Origin of the sequence: Variovorax sp. CCNWLW225 (assembly GCF_037204045.1) — a bacterium.
Taxonomy (GTDB): domain Bacteria; phylum Pseudomonadota; class Gammaproteobacteria; order Burkholderiales; family Burkholderiaceae_C; genus Variovorax.
The window spans coordinates 102,409-119,964 of the sequence record NZ_JBBCBV010000011.1 but is presented as its reverse complement, the minus strand read 5'-3'; the positions used below and the strand labels follow the sequence as shown (position 1 = coordinate 119,964).

The following is a 17,556-nucleotide window of genomic DNA, read 5'->3' as shown; positions in this document are numbered from 1 at the left end:
AGGGGTGCCCTCGTGTCGGGCCCGTGATAACCCTGCGAACTAATATCGGACCGTCAGTGACCCGTAAGTGGGTCCGCCGACATTACGGCCGCACCTACCCAGGAGACAAGAGAATGAGCAGCAGCGCATCGAAGAACATCGAATCCGTTCTGGTCGAGAACCGCGTGTTCCCGCCCGACACCCGCGCCACCCAAGGTGCCCGCATTGCCGGCATGGCCGCCTACGAGGCGCTGTGCAAGGAAGCCGAGCAGGACTTCGAAGGTTTCTGGACCCGCCAGGCCCAGGCCAACCTGAACTGGACCAAGCCGTTCACCCGCACGCTCGACGAATCGAAGGCGCCGTTCTACGAATGGTTCGGCGATGGCGAGCTCAATGCCAGTGCCAATTGCCTCGACAAGCACATGGGCACGCCGGTCGAGAACAAGACGGCCATCGTCTTCGAGGCCGACGACGGCACCGTCACCAACGTCACCTACAAGGAACTGCTCGGCCGCGTGAGCCAGTTTGCCAATGCGCTCAAGGCCGCCGGCATCCAGAAGGGCGACCGCGTCATCATCTACATGCCGATGACGGTCGAAGGCGTGATCGCCATGCAGGCCTGCGCGCGCATCGGCGCCACGCACAGCGTGGTGTTCGGCGGCTTCTCGGCCAAGGCGCTGCAGGAGCGAATCATCGACGCCGGCGCCGTGGCTGTCATTACCGCCAACTACCAGCTGCGCGGCGGCAAGGAACTGCCGCTCAAGGCCATCGTCGACGACGGCATTGCAATGGGCGGCTGCGAGTCGATCAAGACGGTGTTCGTCTACGAGCGCACGCCCTCCGCGTGGAACCGCGTCGAAGGCCGGGACAAGACATTCGACGAGGCACTGAAGGGCCAGAGCACCGATTGCCCGCCCGTGGCGGTGAACGCCGAGCATCCGCTCTTCATCCTCTACACGTCGGGCTCCACCGGCAAGCCCAAGGGCGTGCAGCACGCCACCGGCGGCTACCTGCTGTGGGCCAAGCTCACGATGGACTGGACCTTCGACATCAAGCCCGAAGACGTGTTCTGGTGCACGGCCGACATCGGCTGGATCACCGGCCACACCTATGTGGCCTACGGTCCGCTCGCGGCCGGCGCCACGCAGGTGGTGTTCGAGGGCATTCCCACGTTCCCGCACGCGGGCCGCTTCTGGCAGATGATCGAGAAGCACAAGGTGTCGGTGTTCTACACCGCGCCCACCGCCATCCGCTCGCTCATCAAGGCAGCCGAGGGCGACGAGAAGGTGCACCCGAAGAACTGGGACCTGACCAGCCTGCGCATCCTCGGCTCGGTGGGCGAGCCCATCAACCCCGAGGCATGGATGTGGTACCACCGCAATATCGGCGGCGAGCGTTGCCCCATCGTCGACACCTTCTGGCAGACCGAAACCGGCGGCCACGTGATCACGCCGCTGCCGGGGGCCACGCCGCTGGTGCCGGGCTCGTGCACCTTGCCGCTGCCGGGCATCATGGCCGCCATCGTCGACGAAACCGGCAAGGACCTGCCCAACGGCGCGGGCGGCATGCTGGTCATCAAGCGGCCCTGGCCCTCGATGATCCGCACCATCTGGAATGACCCCGAGCGCTTCAAGAAGAGCTACTTTCCCGAAGAGATGGGCGGCACCATTTACCTCGCGGGCGACGGTGCCGTGCGCAGCGCAGACCGCGGCTATTTCCGGATCACCGGGCGCATCGACGACGTGCTCAACGTGTCGGGCCACCGTCTCGGCACGATGGAAATCGAATCGGCGCTCGTGTCCAAGACCGACCTCGTGGCCGAAGCCGCCGTGGTCGGCCGCCCCGACGACGTGACGGGCGAGGCCGTGTGCGCCTTCGTCGTGCTCAAGCGCAGCCGTCCGACCGGCGAAGAGGCCAAGCAGATCGCCAACGAACTGCGCGCTTGGGTGGCCAAGGAAATCGGGCCCATCGCCAAGCCGAAGGACATCCGCTTCGGCGACAACCTGCCCAAGACACGCAGCGGCAAGATCATGCGGCGCCTGCTGCGAAGCATTGCCAAGGGCGAGGCCATCACGCAGGACACCTCCACGCTCGAAAATCCTGCAATTCTGGAACAGTTGTCACAGACCAATTGATTCGGTCTGTAGGACATGGCCGTTAGTGGGAAGCAGGGGCCGTTGCGGCCCGCGGCCTGAGGTACAACCAGCGAAGTTGCCGTGCGCCGGGGCGCGCATGGCAGGTTTCGTTGTGTTCGACCCGTCCGAAGGAGGCCCCCATGGGTGTGAGATCTGCTTTCCTGTTTGCCATTCTGCTGCTGATCGCGGCCCTTGCCGCGCTCAACTGGGGCACGCTGTCTTCGCCCGTGCCGGTTTCGCTGGGGTTCATGACCGTTTCCGCGCCGCTGGGCTTGATGATGCTGGGGCTCACCGTGGCCCTGGGCGTGTTCTTCCTGGTCTACGTGCTTTACCTGCACAGTTCGGTGCTGCTGGACGCCAAGCGCCACAACAAGGAAATGCAGGTGCAGCGCGACCTTGCCGACAAGGCCGAGGCTTCGCGCTTTACCGAGCTGCGCAACTTCCTGGAAGCACAAGAGAACAAGCACATGGCGGAGAACGCCGAGCGCCATGCCGCATTGATTGCGAGGCTGGGGCAGGTCGAGAGCGTGATCCGTCAGCGCTCGGAGCAGTCGGACAACACCGTGGCTGCGCACATCGGCCAGCTCGAAGACCGCATCGAGCGCCGGCCGTTGCCCACGGACATCGATCCGCGGGTCTGATCAGCGCGTCGACAGCACCCAGGCAGCGAGCTTCTTTGCGTCGGCTTCGCTGACCTGGTTGTTGGCCGGCATCGGCACCGGCCCCCACACGCCCGAACCACCCTTGATGATCTTGGTTGCGAGCATGTCGGCGGCGCCGGCGTTGCCCTTGTACTTGGCGGCCACGTCCTTGAACGAGGGGCCGAGCACCTTGCGCTCCACCGCATGGCAGCTCATGCAGTTTTTCGAGGTGGCCAGCGCCAAGTCGGCGAAAGCAGGGGCGGCCAGGCCAAGGCCCAAAACGGCGAACGACAGGAGTCTTTTCATGGGGCTTATTTCGTAATGGCTGGGTTACATTCGATCTAACGCGATTGTAGGTAGCGCCGTGTACCGGCGCCCGGAAGCGTTTCCAACAAAACCCGAAAGATTCGCGATGCTTTTTCTGTTGTTGGGCCTGCTGGGCATAGGCCTGAAATACTTCGAAGTGGGCATGGTCGCCGGCTGGAGCTGGTGGATCGTGCTGTCGCCGTTTGCGCTGGCCGTGGCGTGGTGGGCCTGGGCCGATTCGTCGGGCTATACCAAGCGCAAGGTCATCGAGCGCGAAGAGCGCCGCAAGCAGGCGCGCATCGACCGCCAGCGCAGCAACATGGGCCTGCCGCCCAACAACCGCCCGAAGCGCTGACACGCGGGCGCACGCGGCATCGTAAATTGCACGTGTTGCGGCCCACGCCATGGACGAGGAAACCATCCAGCAAGCGATGCTGGTTTTCGGGCTCTCGCTCCTGGTCGGGCCCGCCATCGGCGGATTGGCCGGATGGCTCAAGAACTTTTTCTGGGGCGTGGGCGTCGGGGCGCTGCTGATCGGCTGCGCCGGGCTTTATGCCGCGGCAACCATCGGCTGGCAGCGCTACCAGTCGATTGAAGGTACCGCCAGCGTACAGGGCAGCCTGGTCGAGTTTGTCGAAGAGCGCAGCAAGGACAGCAACGGCCGCACGACTGTTTCGCGCGCTCCGGTGGTCGAATACGTCGCGGCCGACGGCCAGAAACGCCTGGTCAAGGGGCTCGGCGGCGGCTTGTCGGAGAAGGAGTGGGGCGACGCCGTCGAGGTGCGCTACAGCATCGCCGACCCGGCGCAGGCGCTGATCGCCGACTTCCAGAACATGTGGGGCCCCGTGTGGGGGTTCGGCATCTTCGGGCTGTTCCCGACGATGTTCGGCCTGTTCTTCACCGGCATGGCCATCAAGGAAGGCGGCCTCGCCAGCAAGCGGCCTGTGGAGCGCGCGGCCACGCCGGCGCAGCAGCGCTGGCGCACGCGCGGCACCGTGCTTGCCAACCTCGTTTTCGTGGCCGGCTTCGCCGTGTGTTTTCTCTACCCGGGCGAGAGCCTGGGAAAAGCGCTCGGCGCCGGGTTCATGACCATCGGCGCCGGCGCGTTGCTGCACTTCGTGGTGCAGAGTTTCCCTCCGGCCATGGCGTTCGAATCCCGCAGCATCCTTGCGATCGTCGGCCTCGGGTTTCTGGCCTTCGGCTACGGCGCTTGGATGATGATGGCCTGAGGCTTTCTCAGAACTTGTCGAGCACCGCGCCCGAGCTGGCGCTCGAGGCATTGAATGCGAACTTGGCCTGCACGCCGCGCGTGTAGCGCGGAGCCGGCGGCTTCCAGCCTTCGCGGCGCTTGGCAAGCTCGGCTTCGGGCACGTTGAGTTCGAGCACCAGCTTGTGCGCATCAATGGTGATCGAGTCGCCTTCGTTCACGAACGCAATGGTGCCGCCGGCCGCCGCTTCGGGCGCCACGTGGCCGACCACCATGCCCCAGGTGCCGCCCGAGAAGCGGCCATCGGTGATCAGGCCCACGCTTTCGCCCAGGCCCGCGCCGATGAGCGCGCCCGTCGGCGCCAGCATTTCGGGCATGCCCGGGCCGCCCTTGGGGCCCAGGTAGCGCAGCACCATCACGTCGCCGGCCTTGATCTTGCCGTCGAGAATGGCCTTGAGCGCCGACTGCTCGTCGTCGAAGACGCGCGCAGGGCCGGTGATGACGGGGTTCTTCAGGCCGGTGATCTTGGCGACGGCGCCTTCGGGCGACAGGTTGCCCTTCAGGATGGCCAGGTGGCCTTCCTCGTACATCGGGTTGTTGATGGGGCGGATCACGTCCTGGTCGGCGCGCGGCACGTCGGGCACGTCCTTCAGCACCTCCGCAATCGTCTGGCCGCTGATGGTGATGCAGTCGCCGTGCAGCAGGCCCGCGTTCAGCAGCACCTTCATCACCTGCGGAATGCCGCCGGCCTGGTGGAGGTCGACCGCAAGATACTTGCCGCTCGGCTTCAGGTCGCAGATCACCGGCACCTTCTTGCGCATGCGCTCGAAGTCGTCGATGGTCCATTCGACCTCTGCCGCATGCGCAATCGCCAGGAAGTGCAGCACCGCGTTGGTCGAGCCGCCCGTGGCCATGATGACGGCCACTGCGTTCTCGATGGCCTTCTTGGTCACGATGTCGCGGGGCTTCAGGTCTTTCTTGATCGCCTCGATCAGCACCTTGGCCGATTCCTTGGCCGAGTTGGCCTTTTCGTCGTGCGGGTTGGCCATGGTCGACGAGTAGGGCAGCGAAATGCCCAGCGCCTCGAATGCGCTGGACATGGTGTTGGCCGTGTACATGCCGCCGCAGGAGCCGGTGCCCGGAATGGCGCGCTTCTCGATCTCCAGCAGGTCTTCGTCGCTCATGTTGCCGGCGGCGTTCTGGCCCACGGCTTCGAACACGCTCACGATGTTGAGGTCTTGCCCCTTGTACTTGCCCGGCAGGATGGTGCCGCCATACACATATATGGCCGGCACGTTGGCGCGCAGCATGCCCATGAGGCCCCCGGGCATGTTCTTGTCGCAGCCGCCGACCACCAGCACGCCGTCCATCCACTGGCCGCCGACACAGGTCTCGATGCAGTCGGAGATGACCTCGCGGCTCACCAGCGAGTACTTCATGCCTTCGGTGCCCATGGCCATGCCGTCGGAAATGGTGGGGGTGCCGAACACCTGCGCGTTGCCGCCGGCTTCCTCGATGCCCGCAATGGCCGCGTCGGCCAGCTTCTGCAGGCCCGAGTTGCAGGGCGTGATGGTGCTGTGGCCGTTGGCCACGCCGACCATCGGCTTCTTGAAGTCGCTCTCTTCGTAGCCCATGGCGTAGAACATCGAGCGGTTGGGGGCGCGGCTCTTGCCTTCGACGATGTTCGCGCTGCGGCGGTTGATCTGGATTGGCTTGGTGTCCATGGTCGGTGTCTCTTCTCGTGGGGAAATTCTCGGGGAGGGTCAAGTATCGGACTTCTCATTGATTCATTCCAATCCCTTTTTGTATGTGGATTGATATGCTCGGCATATGAAGGAAGCCTTGATCGACCTGCGTGCATGGCGCCAGTTCGTGGCCGTGGCCGAAGAGCTGCATTTCGGCCGCGCCGCCGAGCGCCTGCACATGACCCAGCCGCCCGTCACGCAGGCCATTGCCCAGCTCGAGAAGACGCTGGGCGTGGCGCTGTTCGACCGCACGCGCCGGCGCGTGGCGCTCACCCCGGCCGGCGAAGCCTTGCTGCCCGACGTGCGCGAGCTGCTGGCCCGCGCGCAGGCCCTTCCGGAGAGGGCCCGCGCCGCAGCGGCGGGGCAGGTGGGCCGGGTGCGCATTGCCTTTGTTTCGACCATCGGCTTCGAGAAGCTGCCGGCCTGGGTGCGCGAATTCCGCGTGCTGTGCCCCGAGGTGGCGCTGGAACTGGTCGAGGCCACCGGCGACGTGCAGCTCGAAGCCTTTGCGCGCGGCGAGATCGACGCCGGCCTGATGCTCCATTCGCCGGGCGCCGCGCCGCCGGGGCTCGCGCGGCTGCCGGTGGAGCAGGAGCCGCTGGTGCTGGCCATGCCGGCGCAGCACGCGCTGGCGAGCGCAACGCCCGTGCCGCTGGCGCAGGTGCTGGCAGAACCGCTGGTGATCTTTCCGCGCCGCATCGTGCCGTCGCTGCACGACGCGATCCATGGCCTCTACCATTCGGCGGGCCGCACGCCCACCGTGGCGCAAGAAGCCATCCAGATGCAGACCATCGTCAACCTGGTTTCAGGCGGCATCGGCATGGCCTGGGTGCCGCAGAGCGTCATGCAGTTCAGGCGCGCCGGCGTGGTCTACCGCCAGGCCCAGGAGTTCAAAGGGCCGGGCCGCGCGCGGGTGGCGCTGCCCGCATGCGAAACCAGCCTGGTGTGGCCGGCGCATGCGGTGCATCCGGCGCTGGCGCGATTCGTGGAGTTCGTGCGCGAGCGGACGCACAAGGGCGGTTGACCACCACGGCGCCAGGGAACGCCACATGGCCGGGGCACAATCTGCGCCATGCTCATGTATCCGCAGATCAATCCCGTCGCCCTGCAGTTGGGGCCCGTCGCCATTCACTGGTACGGCCTTACCTACCTGGCCGCGTTCGCGCTGTTCTACTTTCTTGGCACGCGCCGCCTGCGGCATGAGCCGTATCGCTCGCTCGTCGGCACCGGCGCCTGGCAGCGCAAGGACATCGAGGACATTCTTTTTCTTGGCGTGATGGGCGTCATCGTGGGCGGGCGGCTCGGCTACTGCCTGTTCTACAAGCCCGAGTTCTATCTCGCGCATCCGCTCGAAATTCTTTACGTGTGGCAGGGCGGCATGAGCTTTCATGGCGGTCTGCTGGGCGTGATCGGCGCAATGATCTGGTTCGCGCGCTCGCGCGCCCGGCCGTTCTGGCAGGTGATGGACTTTGTTTCGCCCTGCGTGCCCACCGGGCTGGCGGCGGGCCGGGTGGGTAACTTCATCAACGGTGAGCTCTGGGGCCGCTTCAGCAGCCCCGACCTGCCCTGGGGCATGGTGTTTCCGCAAAGCGGCTCGATGCTGCCGCGCCACCCTTCGCAGGTGTACCAGTTCCTGCTCGAGGGACTTCTGCTGTTCGTCATCATGTGGCTCTACGCGCGCAAGGAGCGCAAAGAAGGGCAGGTGGCCGCGGTGTTCCTCATCGGCTACGGCGTGCTGCGCTTCATTGCCGAATACTTCCGCGAGCCCGACGACTTTCTGGGCCTGCGTGCGCTGAACCTGAGCCAGGGGCAATGGCTCAGTGTGCCGATGGTGCTCTTCGGCATCGGCCTGTGGCTCTGGGCCGCGCGTCGCCCACGGCCCGCCACTGCCTGAGCGGCAAGCCCTCAGGGTAAGCCCGGGCTGCGCATTGGGCGCGCAGCCCTTGCGCTGCGCGGATTGCGGCCCCACAATTTTGCGTAATTACAGAAAATTACGATTCAAACTCTCAGCCCGCCTTGTAGCTGTCCGCCTTCCATGCGCCTTGTTCCCAATTCCCTGCACGACGAAGTCGCCGCCACGCTGCGCGAGCAGATCTTCGCGGGCGAGCTGGCGCCCGGCAGTTTCCTGGACGAGGCGGCACTGTGCGAAAGGCTGGCGATTTCCCGCACTCCCTTGCGCGAGGCACTGAAGGTGCTCACGGCCGAAGGCCTGCTGCGGCACGAGCCGCGGCGCGGCTGCTTCGTGCGCGAGGTGACGGAGCGCGATCTCGACGAGATATTTCCGGTCATTGCGCTGCTCGAAGGCCGCTGCGCCTACGAGGCCGCGCGCAATGCCAGCGATTCCGAGCTGCATGACCTCGATGGCTTGCATGAACGGCTGGTGCGCCACGCCAAGGCCAAGCGCATCAACGACTACTACGCCACCAACCACCTCATCCACGAGGCAATCATCCAGTTGGCCGACAACAAGTGGCTGGCCCAGGTGATCGGCGATCTGCGCAAGATTCTCAAGCTCGCACGGCTGCAGCAGTTGCATGCGCCGGGCCGTCTCGAGCAAAGCCTGTCTGAGCACCTGGCGGTTTTTGCGGCCCTCAAGGCGCGCGACAGCGAAGGCGCGGACGCCGCCATGCGCACGCACCTGACCCGCCAGCGCGAGGCCCTGCGCGAAGTGGCGCGGCAGCAGAAATCAAGGGTGATGTCATGACCTGCACCAAGAAGGGCATCTCCCCGTCCCACAGAATTGGAGTGTGTCGATGAGTGCGACCGAATGGTTCCAGGCGCGGCTGCGTTCTGGCGACAAGACCGGCAGCAAGGTGCCCGTGGCACCCGAGGGCGTCGCCCGCAGCGCGCCCAAGGCTGCCGCAAAGCCCAGCGCGCGCTCGACGGCCGAGCGCATGCAGGCCACCTTGCGCAAGGCCGACGAGGCCCTGTCGCCGCGTGCCTTGCGGCGCGTGCTCACGGCCTTGCAGTCGGTCATCGATCCGCGCGTGAGCGAGGTCGAGGGCGGCCGGAGGGCGCACGCCATCGCACTCGAATACGCGGCCGCCACGCCGGAAGAGCGCCGCGACTACTGGGCGCTGATGAGCGAGCATTTCGCGGCCGATCCGCAAAAGCTCAAGTCGGCGCGCGACCAGCACCAGGCGGCGGTCGGAACGCCCGACGAAGGCCAGGCCGAACTGCGGCTGCGGCGGGCGCTGGTGTCGCCCCGCATGCGGCTGCTGCAGCGCTTTGCAGTCGAGCCCGAGGGCATGCGCTTCCTGGTCGACCTGCGCGCCGAGCTGCTGCCTTTTCTCAAGTCCGACAAGCGGTTGATTGCGCTCGACGCCGAACTGGAGCACCTGTTCTCCACCTGGTTCGACGTCGCGTTTCTTGAGCTGCGCCGCATCGACTGGGATTCGCCGGCTTCGCTGATCGAGAAGCTGATCCGCTACGAGGCCGTGCACGACATCAAGAGCTGGACCGACGTGAAGAACCGGCTCGACGACAGCGACCGCCGCTGCTACGGCTTCTTCCACCCGCGGCTGCCCAACGAACCGCTGATCTTCGTCGAGGTGGCGCTGGTCGACCGCATCAGCGCCGGCATCATGCCGCTGCTCGACGAAACCGCCGTGCCCATCCAGCCGGCCAAGGCCACCACCGCAATCTTCTATTCGATCAGCAACACCCAGAACGGGCTGCGCGGCGTGAGCTTCGGCGATTCGCTCATCAAGCGCGTGGTCGAGACGCTGCAGGACGAGCTGCCGCGCCTGAAGACCTTTGCCACGCTCTCGCCGATTCCCGGCTTTCGCGCCTGGCTGGCCAAGAACGCCGCGGAGCTGCTGCCGCGCCTGGACGAAAAGCGCGAGGCCGAGCTTGGCCGCCTCGTCGGTTCGCTGCCCCCCACCGCCGAGCGCCTGCTCGCGGCGGTGGACGGCGCGGCCACGCTCGACGCCAAGTCGCCGCTGCGCCAATGGCTTTTGCAGGCCGCCGCCGAATACCTGGGCCGCACGCTGATCGACGGCACGCCGGCCGATCCCGTGGCCCGCTTTCACCTGGGCAACGGTGCCCGGGTCGAGCGGCTCAACTGGGCCGGCGATCCGTCGCCCAAGGGCCAAAGGCAATCGTATGGCCTCATGGTCAATTACCTCTACGATCTCAAGCGGCTCGACAAGCATCGCGCATGGCTGGCCGAAGGCAAGGTGGCGGTTTCGGGAGATGTCGAAGGCCTGTTCTTCAAAAAAGGCTGAGAGTTCTGAAAGAAAGTCCGGCGCGCGAGGCGCCGGCGGCCGCATGCCGCGGCATTCCACAACGACAGGAGATGACAGATGACTCAGGGTTTTCAACGACGCGACGTGCTGCGCCTGGGCGCAGCCGGTGCAGCCGTTCTGTGCGGCGGTGCGCGTGCGCAGGGGGGCAATTGGCCGACGCGGCCGGTCAACATGATCGTTCCGTTCCCGGCCGGCGGCGGCACCGACGCCTTTGCGCGCCCGCTCTCGGCACAGTTTTCCAAGGTGACCGGGCAGACGCTGGTGATCGACAACCGCGGCGGCGCTGGCGGCACCGTGGGCGCGAGCATTGCGGCCAAGGCGCAGCCTGACGGCTACACGCTCTTCATGGGCGCGGTTCACCACGCCATTGCACCGTCGATCTACCCCAAGCTCGACTACGACATCGAAAAGGATTTCGTACCCCTGATGCTGCTGGCCAACGTGCCGCAGGTGGTGGTGGTCAACCCGAAGCGCGTGACCGCCACCACGCTGCAGGAGTTCGTTGCCGCCGCCAAGCGCAACCCCGGCAAGCTCAACTACGGTTCGGCGGGTTCGGGCACCTCGCACCACCTGGCGGGCGAGCTGTTCAAGCTGCAGACCGGCACTTTCATCACCCACATTCCGTACCGCGGCGCGGGCCCGGCGCTGTCCGACCTGATTGCGGGCAACGTCGACCTGATGTTCGACGGCCTCGGCTCTTCCGCGCAGCACATCAAGGGCGGCCGCATCAAGGCGCTGATGGTGGCCGGCGCCAAGCGCAACCCGGCGTTCCCGGACGTGCCCTGCGCCGCCGAGGTCGGCCTGCCCGACTACACCGTGACCACCTGGTACGGCTTGTGGGCCCCCAAGGGCACGCCCGCCGACATGCAGGCACGCATCGTCGACGAGATGAAGAAGGCGCTGGCAACCGATGAGCTCAAGGCCATCTGGGCGCAGAACGGCTCGGAGATTCCGAGCCTCACCACGGCCTCGTACGGCGGCTTCGTCAATTCCGAGGTCAAGCGCTGGGCGTCGGTGGTGAAGGCCTCGGGCGCCAAGCTCGAGTAATGGGCGAGAGCACGGTCTCATTGCGCCGCGAGGGCCCGGTCGCGTTCGTCACCTTGTCGAATGCGGCGCGCCTCAATGCCATGACGCGCGCCATGTGGCGCCAACTGCGTGCGGTGTTCGACGGCATCGGTCAAGCGAACGAGGCGGGGCTTCGGTGCGTGGTCATCAGCGGCGAGGGCGGTGCCTTCTGCGCGGGTGGCGACATCTCCGAATACCCGTCGTTCCGTTTCGACGAAAGCAGCTTGCGCGAATTTCACGAGAACGAAGTGTGGGCCGCGCTGCAGGCCATGCTCGATTGCCCGCTGCCCCTGGTCGCGCAGATCGAAGGCGCGTGCATGGGCGCCGGCATCGAGATAGCGAGCTGCTGCGACATCCGGCTCGCGGGCGCGTCGGCCAAGTTTGGCGCACCCATTGCCAAGCTGGGCTTTCCCATGGCCCCGCGCGAAGCCGCGCTGGTTCACGGCGCCATCGGCGACGTGCTCGCGCGCGACATGCTGCTGGCCGCCGGCGTGCACGGCGCACAGCGGCTGTACGACGCCGGCTTTTTGCTGCAAGTGCTGCCCGACCATGAAGTACCCGCCGCCGCGCAAGCGCACGCGGCGCGCATTGCCGCACTGGCGCCGCAGGCCGCCCGGCTTCACAAGCGCACCTTCGCCATGCTGAAAGCCGGCGCGCAAACGACCGAGAGCCTGCTCGCAACCGCCTACGACTACGCCGACTCCGCCGAGCACCGCGAAGGCATTGCCGCCTTTCTTGCCAAGCGCAAACCGAATTTCTGAAGTACCTGCTCGATGAAGACGAAAGCCAACCCCAACCTGTTTGCCGCCTTGCGCGCGGCGTTTCCTGCCGACCTCGACGGCATTGCCATTGAAACCGACAACGGCCTGTTCTATTCGTGGAGAGATCTCGACCGCGCGAGCGCGATGATCGCCAACCTGCTGGATGCGCTGGGCCTCGAAGAAGGCGCCCGCATCGCGGTGCAGGTCGAGAAGTCGGTCGAGGCGATGATCCTGTATCTCGCCACGCTGCGTGCCGGCTATGTGTTCCTGCCGCTCAACACCGCCTATCAAAGCGCCGAGATCGAATACTTCATCGGCAATGCGGAGCCCGCCGTGGTGGTGTGTACCAGCCGCAATGCCTCTTGGGTGGGCCCCATTGCCAATGCCGCGGGCACCCGGCACGTGTTCACGCTGGACGACGACCGCACCGGCACGCTGCTGGAGGTTGCCGCGCAGTGCAGCGACCGGCACGCGGTGGCCCACAAGAATGCGGACGACCTGGCCGCCATTCTCTACACCAGCGGCACCACCGGCCGCAGCAAGGGTGCCATGCTCACGCACGGCAACCTGCTGTCGAATGCCGAGGTGCTCAAGGACTACTGGGGCTGGACGAAGGGCGACGTGCTGATCCACGCGCTGCCCATCTTCCACGTGCACGGCCTCTTCGTTGCGCTGCACGGTGCGCTGCTCAACGGCAGCAAGATGATCTGGTTCTCGAAGTTCGACCCGAAGCGCGTGGTCGAAAAGCTGCCCGAAGCCACCGTGTTCATGGGCGTGCCCACGCTCTACGTGCGCCTGCTGGCCGAACCCGGCCTCACGCGCGAGGCGGTGCGCAACATGCGGCTGTTCGTCGCGGGGTCGGCGCCGCTGCTCATCGAGACCTTCGACGAATGGCGCGAGCGCACCGGCCACACCATTCTCGAGCGCTACGGCATGAGCGAAACGGTGATGCTCACCTCCAACCCCTACAGCCCGGCGCAGGGCGAGCGCCGCGGCGGCACCGTCGGCTTTGCGCTGCCGGGCGTTCAGCTGCGCGTTCGCGACGACAGCGGCCGCGACTGCACCACCGACGAGATCGGCAACATCCAGGTCAGCGGCCCGAACGTGTTCGTGGGCTACTGGCGCATGCCCGAGAAGACGAAAGAAGAATTCACCGCCGACGGCTTTTTCAAGACGGGCGACGTCGGCAAGATCGACGGCCGCGGCTACATCACCATCGTCGGGCGCAGCAAGGACCTGATCATCAGCGGCGGCTACAACGTCTATCCCGCCGAGATCGAGGGCTACATCAACGAACTGCCCGGCGTGGCCGAGAGCGCGGTGATCGGCGTGCCACACCCCGACTTCGGCGAGGTGGGCGTGGCCATCGTCATTCCCAAGCCGGGCGCCGCGCCGGACGCCGATGCCATCGTGGCGGCGCTCAAGTCGAAGCTCGCGAACTTCAAGATACCGAAGCGCTGCTTTGTCGTGAACGAGCTGCCGCGCAACACCATGGGCAAGGTACAGAAGGCGCTGCTGCGGGAGCAGCACAAGGGTCTGTTCGCCTAGGTTTTCGCAGCCTTCGGCGCTCTCGGTGCGAGGGCGGTGGTGCGCGGTTCGTGAAAGATCATCGCGTCCACCGCATCGGGCGAAGGCCGGCGGAATTCCACCCCGTAGCCTTCGAGCGTGTCGACGTTGAAGCTGCGCCCATCGGCCGGAAGCAGCCGGTAGGTCGGCTGGCCCGGAATGGTCATGTTGAGTTCGCCCTCGGCGTCGAGCCTGATTTCGATGGTGCGGCCGCTGTGCAGGTAGTCGCCGGCGCACAGCCGGCGAAACGCCGGGTCCAGCACGTCGCCGGCCGCAACGCGGCGGAACACGATGTCGTCCACCATCTCCTCGAGAGGAAGCTCCACGCGATCGATGCGGCCTTGGCGGTCGTAGCGGAAGGTGAGGGTCCGATTGCTGGGGTGCATCACGGTCGGCCGGTCGGGTGTGATGAACACGTCGTAGTGTCGATGCTCGAGCGGTTCCTCGAAGCCACGCCAGCGCCACGCGAGCCCGTCGGCAGCCTGCTCGATGTGGATTCGTCCGTACGCCGGATGCTCGTAGCCTCCCACATAGTCTTCCAGCGCGTGGCTCGGCCGGGTTCCGCTTCGGCGGACTTCCGCCTTGGCCTTCTTGTCGAGGGCCAGCTGTTCCAGGGCCTGTTTGCGCCGCGGCGCCAAGCGGCCGAACCAGTCGACCGGCACGCGGCCGCAAATGCGGTCGAGCACCGCGTAGGTGAGGATGGCGGTGGTGCTGCCCGGCGCCCGGTTGGTCAGCACCACCACGCCCGCGCGGCGTTGTGGCTGCATGGTCATGAGCGTGCTCCAGCCGGCCCACGAGCCCGAATGCGCAATGGTGCGCTCGCCCCGGTATTGCTCGCAGAAAAGGCCGAGGCCGTAGTGCGAATCGCCGATCTCGGGGAATTCGGAGCGGCCCATGTGCACGCGCGGCGTGGTCATCTCGCGCAGCGCCTGGGCCGAAAGCAACTGGCGGCCATCCACCTTGCCGTCGAGCAGGAAGCGCGCCCATTTCGCCAGGTCCGACACCGAGGCGTTGATGCCGCCCGCCGGCGTGGCGCGAATGGGCGAGAGCGGCGTGCGGTAACGCTCGTCGCCATCCATCGCATGGGGGCGGGCGGCGTCTTCGGCGACGCCAAGCGCCTCGATGGAAAAGCCGAAGTGCCTGAAGCCCAGTGGCTTCATCAAGCGTTCGGTGGTGAAGTCCTGGTAGCTCTGGCCGCTGATGCGCTCGGTGATCATTCCGGCGACCAGGTAGCCAAGGTTCGAGTACTGGAAGGTGTCGCGCAAGTCCTTGTTCGGTGCAAGGTGCCTGAGTGCGGCCAGCATCTGGGCGTTGCTCAAGTCGCCGGGCATGTGGATCCAGTCGTGCCGCGGCAAGCCGCTGTGGTGGCACAGCAGGTCGCGCACCGTCAGCCGCTCGGTCGCCACCGGGTCGTGCAGGCGAAATTCCGGAAGCACCTCGCGCACCGGCCGTGACCATTCGAGCTTGCGCTCATCGACCAGCAAACCCAGCCCGGCCGCGGTGAACGACTTGGTGATCGAGCACAGCAGGAACTGCGTGTCCACCGTGACGGGCAGGCCCGTCTCGGTATCGCGCACGCCAAAGCCCTTGAGCACGGAAATCTCGCCGTCCTGGATCACGGCCAGGGCAAGCCCGGGTACTTTCCACTCCTGCATCGAGGCTTCGACGAGGCTGTCGAGTTCGCTCCACATGATCGGGTCCTTGCCTTTGCTTGCGCTTGAATAGGGCCGCGCATCCTAAAGCAAATGCCCGAAGTGCGGTCTTCTAGGCGGCCAACCCATTCATAAGACCGCTGCGGGCGTGGCAGTTGATGTACTCGTAGCTCTGTTCGTCCGCCTTGAGCACCGACACTTCGTGGTACACGCGCAGCTGCAGCTGGAAGTTCAGCGCCTGCACATAGCGCATGAAGCTGCCGAAGATCGCGACGTGCGTGGGGTGCGACTCGGCCCAGCGCTCCATGTCGGCGAGCGATCGCCAGAAGCTCAGGCCGAACGATTTTTCGAGCGGCGTGCCCTTGGCGTCGAGATGGCGCATGTAGCGGTTGCTGTAGCAGCCGATGCCCAGCCCCTGGTCTCGCAAGAACTCCATGCCTTCGCGCAGCACCGGTTCCATCTCTTCCAGGTAGAGCGTGCGTTCCTGGCCGGTGGTGTCGGCCCACTCCTGACCGGAGCGGATCATCGCGATGTTCTCGTGGCCCGCAACGCGCACGCGCTGCCCGATAGCCGGCGTGCCGGCAATCACGGCGCGTGTGCCGGAGGGTGCCATGGCATCGGTCTGCGAGAGTGGAATGCGGTCGCGCATCGAACCCCAGTAGCCGTGCTCCTGCAGTTCGCCGCTCACGCCGCCCATCACCACGCCCACGCCTTCGAGACGGTCCGGCGTGTTGAACATGGTCTCGAAGTGCTCGACGCGCGGTGACACCATTTCGCGGAAGTAGCCGAGGCCGTCCGCCAACCGTTCTTCGGAGCGCCACCACGCATCCACCTTGGGCGCTGAGCACCAACGCGCATGGGCGGCAGGATCGTCCCAGTACGCGATGGCGATCATGTTGTCGTAGCCGTCGGCATCGACGTGGTGTGCGAAGTCGTAATGCCCCGGGCCGTCGGGCAGCGCGAAGCCGGCTGCGATCTTCATCAGCGCAGCGCAAGCTCGCCCTTGCATATCGGCGCCGCGCGACTGCACGCCGAAGTAACCCATCACCACCTGCCTCACCGCGGCCGGCGCGCGCGCCGACCAGACGGGGTAGGGCGGCGCGTAGTCCTCTTCCACGCGGCGGTGGCGCGTGCGTGGGCACTTCAGGTGCTCTGCAATGGCGGATTCCATGGCGTGGCTCCTGCTGGTTCAGGCGGCCAACTGCTGGCGCGCCGCGGCGCCTTGCTCGGGCGTGGCGACGATGGCTTCGAAGGCGCCGCCTTCGACCTCGGGCGCACGCTGCAGCACCACTGGTTCGCGCCGCGTCTTGTTCAGCAGCAGCTGCGTCACGTCGGGCCGCGAGTAGTGGCCGCTCGGGTCGGCCGCGGCCTTGGCGAGCGCAATCATTCCAAGGTCGATGTCCGCAATCACCAGCCCTTCCTGGTCTTCGGCCAGGGGCGTGCCGAGCGGGGATCCGTCGGGCGCGTAGATGCGTGCAAAGCCGCCGCCCACGCGCAGCAACTGCTGCTTGCCTGCATCGGTGCACATCAGCTCGCTCATCGCCTGTGAAACCGTGGCGCACGGCGCGACGACGAAGCATTGGCCCTCCGCTGCATACACCTGGCTGGCCGCATTGTTGAGCTCGGCGCCGAGCGCGAAAGCCGCGCCGCGGTAGAGCGAGAAGCTGGGCCAGGCGCCGCAGTGGATCTGCTCGTTCTGTGCGTACATCGCGTATTTGCTCAGCGGCTGCAGATGCTCCCAGCATGAGAGCGACCCGATGTTGCCGATGGCCGTGTCGGCCACGGCAAGGTCGGAGCCGTCGCCTTCGCCGAACACGGTGCGTTCCACGTGCGTGGGCTTGAGCTTGCGGCGCGTCTGCACGGTGTTGCCTTGGTCGTCGATCAGGGCCTGCGCAATGTAGAGGCTGCCCGCGGCCTTTTCGCTGTAGCCAAGGGACACCCAGATCCTTTGCTTGCGCGCGGCATCGCGAATGCGGTCGAACTCGCCCGAGCCGACGACCAGTGCGTTGTCGTGATAGCGCTGCACGAACTGCATGCCCCAGGCCGGCGAATCGAGCCAGATCCACCAGGGGTACCCCGGCACCCAGGTCTCGGGAAAGGCGATGAGCTTCACGCCCTGGCCGGCCGCCTGGGCCATGAGGTCGATGGTCTTGTCGATGGTGCCGTCGAGATCGAGGAACACGGGCGCGGCCTGCACGGCGGCAACGCGAAGCTTGGGATGACTGGTGGCGGGCATGGAGGGTCTCCAGGAG

The 17,556-nt window shown here is 66.2% G+C and carries 16 protein-coding genes; 11 read left to right on the top strand and 5 right to left on the bottom strand.

The window, feature by feature from the left end; translation table 11 throughout:
• The first annotated feature begins 113 nt into the window (after positions 1-113).
• A complete protein-coding gene (acs, locus tag V9L20_RS18430; RefSeq protein WP_258506831.1) occupies positions 114-2,114 on the top strand; it encodes an acetate--CoA ligase in 2,001 nt (666 codons plus the stop codon).
• A gap of 140 nt (positions 2,115-2,254) precedes the next feature.
• On the top strand, positions 2,255-2,755 hold the full coding sequence (locus V9L20_RS18425; protein WP_126749686.1) for a LapA family protein: 501 nt from the start codon (positions 2,255-2,257) through the stop codon (positions 2,753-2,755).
• On the opposite strand, the gene V9L20_RS18420 is transcribed toward V9L20_RS18425, so the two are convergent.
• Complete coding sequence (locus V9L20_RS18420) at positions 2,756-3,061, bottom strand: c-type cytochrome (RefSeq protein WP_157614294.1); 306 nt, start codon at positions 3,059-3,061, stop codon at positions 2,756-2,758.
• 106 nt (positions 3,062-3,167) lie between these two features.
• Here V9L20_RS18420 and V9L20_RS18415 point away from each other — a divergent pair, with 106 nt between their 5' ends.
• Both V9L20_RS18415 and V9L20_RS18410 read left to right on the top strand, forming a co-directional pair.
• On the top strand, positions 3,168-3,416 hold the full coding sequence (locus V9L20_RS18415) for a TIGR04438 family Trp-rich protein (RefSeq protein ID WP_126749684.1): 249 nt from the start codon (positions 3,168-3,170) through the stop codon (positions 3,414-3,416).
• Positions 3,417-3,465: 49 nt separating this feature from the next.
• Entirely contained in the window at positions 3,466-4,290 is an 825-nt protein-coding gene (locus tag V9L20_RS18410; RefSeq protein WP_337297676.1) for a DUF3592 domain-containing protein, read from the top strand.
• Between the two features lie 7 nt (positions 4,291-4,297).
• On the opposite strand, the gene ilvD is transcribed toward V9L20_RS18410, so the two are convergent.
• A complete protein-coding gene (ilvD, locus tag V9L20_RS18405; protein WP_258506827.1) occupies positions 4,298-5,992 on the bottom strand; it encodes a dihydroxy-acid dehydratase in 1,695 nt (564 codons plus the stop codon).
• Between the two features lie 106 nt (positions 5,993-6,098).
• Here ilvD and V9L20_RS18400 point away from each other — a divergent pair, with 106 nt between their 5' ends.
• The 7 genes from V9L20_RS18400 to V9L20_RS18370 all read left to right on the top strand — a co-directional run bounded on the left by V9L20_RS18400 (position 6,099) and on the right by V9L20_RS18370 (position 13,634).
• Positions 6,099-7,037 (top strand): LysR family transcriptional regulator, encoded by a 939-nt coding sequence (locus V9L20_RS18400; protein ID WP_337297675.1) that lies wholly within the window; start codon positions 6,099-6,101, stop codon positions 7,035-7,037.
• 48 nt (positions 7,038-7,085) lie between these two features.
• The gene (lgt, locus tag V9L20_RS18395) at positions 7,086-7,907 is read left to right on the top strand and encodes a prolipoprotein diacylglyceryl transferase (RefSeq protein ID WP_337297674.1); all 822 of its coding nucleotides are present in this window, start codon (positions 7,086-7,088) and stop codon (positions 7,905-7,907) included.
• Between the two features lie 141 nt (positions 7,908-8,048).
• On the top strand, positions 8,049-8,717 hold the full coding sequence (locus tag V9L20_RS18390; protein ID WP_258506825.1) for a GntR family transcriptional regulator: 669 nt from the start codon (positions 8,049-8,051) through the stop codon (positions 8,715-8,717).
• 49 nt (positions 8,718-8,766) lie between these two features.
• On the top strand, positions 8,767-10,239 hold the full coding sequence (locus V9L20_RS18385; protein ID WP_337297673.1) for a malonyl-CoA decarboxylase: 1,473 nt from the start codon (positions 8,767-8,769) through the stop codon (positions 10,237-10,239).
• 78 nt (positions 10,240-10,317) lie between these two features.
• Positions 10,318-11,307 (top strand): Bug family tripartite tricarboxylate transporter substrate binding protein, encoded by a 990-nt coding sequence (locus tag V9L20_RS18380; protein ID WP_337297672.1) that lies wholly within the window; start codon positions 10,318-10,320, stop codon positions 11,305-11,307.
• The gene (locus V9L20_RS18375; RefSeq protein WP_337297671.1) at positions 11,307-12,086 is read left to right on the top strand and encodes an enoyl-CoA hydratase/isomerase family protein; all 780 of its coding nucleotides are present in this window, start codon (positions 11,307-11,309) and stop codon (positions 12,084-12,086) included. The genes V9L20_RS18380 and V9L20_RS18375 overlap by 1 nt, the downstream gene beginning before the upstream one ends.
• Before the next feature lie 12 nt (positions 12,087-12,098).
• Entirely contained in the window at positions 12,099-13,634 is a 1,536-nt protein-coding gene (locus tag V9L20_RS18370; RefSeq protein WP_337297670.1) for a malonate--CoA ligase, read from the top strand.
• On the opposite strand, the gene V9L20_RS18365 is transcribed toward V9L20_RS18370, so the two are convergent.
• The 3 genes from V9L20_RS18365 to V9L20_RS18355 form a co-directional block, all read right to left on the bottom strand.
• Complete coding sequence (locus V9L20_RS18365) at positions 13,631-15,343, bottom strand: serine hydrolase (protein ID WP_337297669.1); 1,713 nt, start codon at positions 15,341-15,343, stop codon at positions 13,631-13,633. The genes V9L20_RS18370 and V9L20_RS18365 overlap by 4 nt on opposite strands.
• A 73-nt stretch (positions 15,344-15,416) precedes the next feature.
• Positions 15,417-16,475 (bottom strand): phenylacetaldoxime dehydratase family protein, encoded by a 1,059-nt coding sequence (locus V9L20_RS18360; protein ID WP_337297668.1) that lies wholly within the window; start codon positions 16,473-16,475, stop codon positions 15,417-15,419.
• Positions 16,476-16,493: 18 nt separating this feature from the next.
• A complete protein-coding gene (locus V9L20_RS18355; RefSeq protein ID WP_337297667.1) occupies positions 16,494-17,540 on the bottom strand; it encodes a carbon-nitrogen hydrolase family protein in 1,047 nt (348 codons plus the stop codon).
• Positions 17,541-17,556 lie beyond the last annotated feature (16 nt).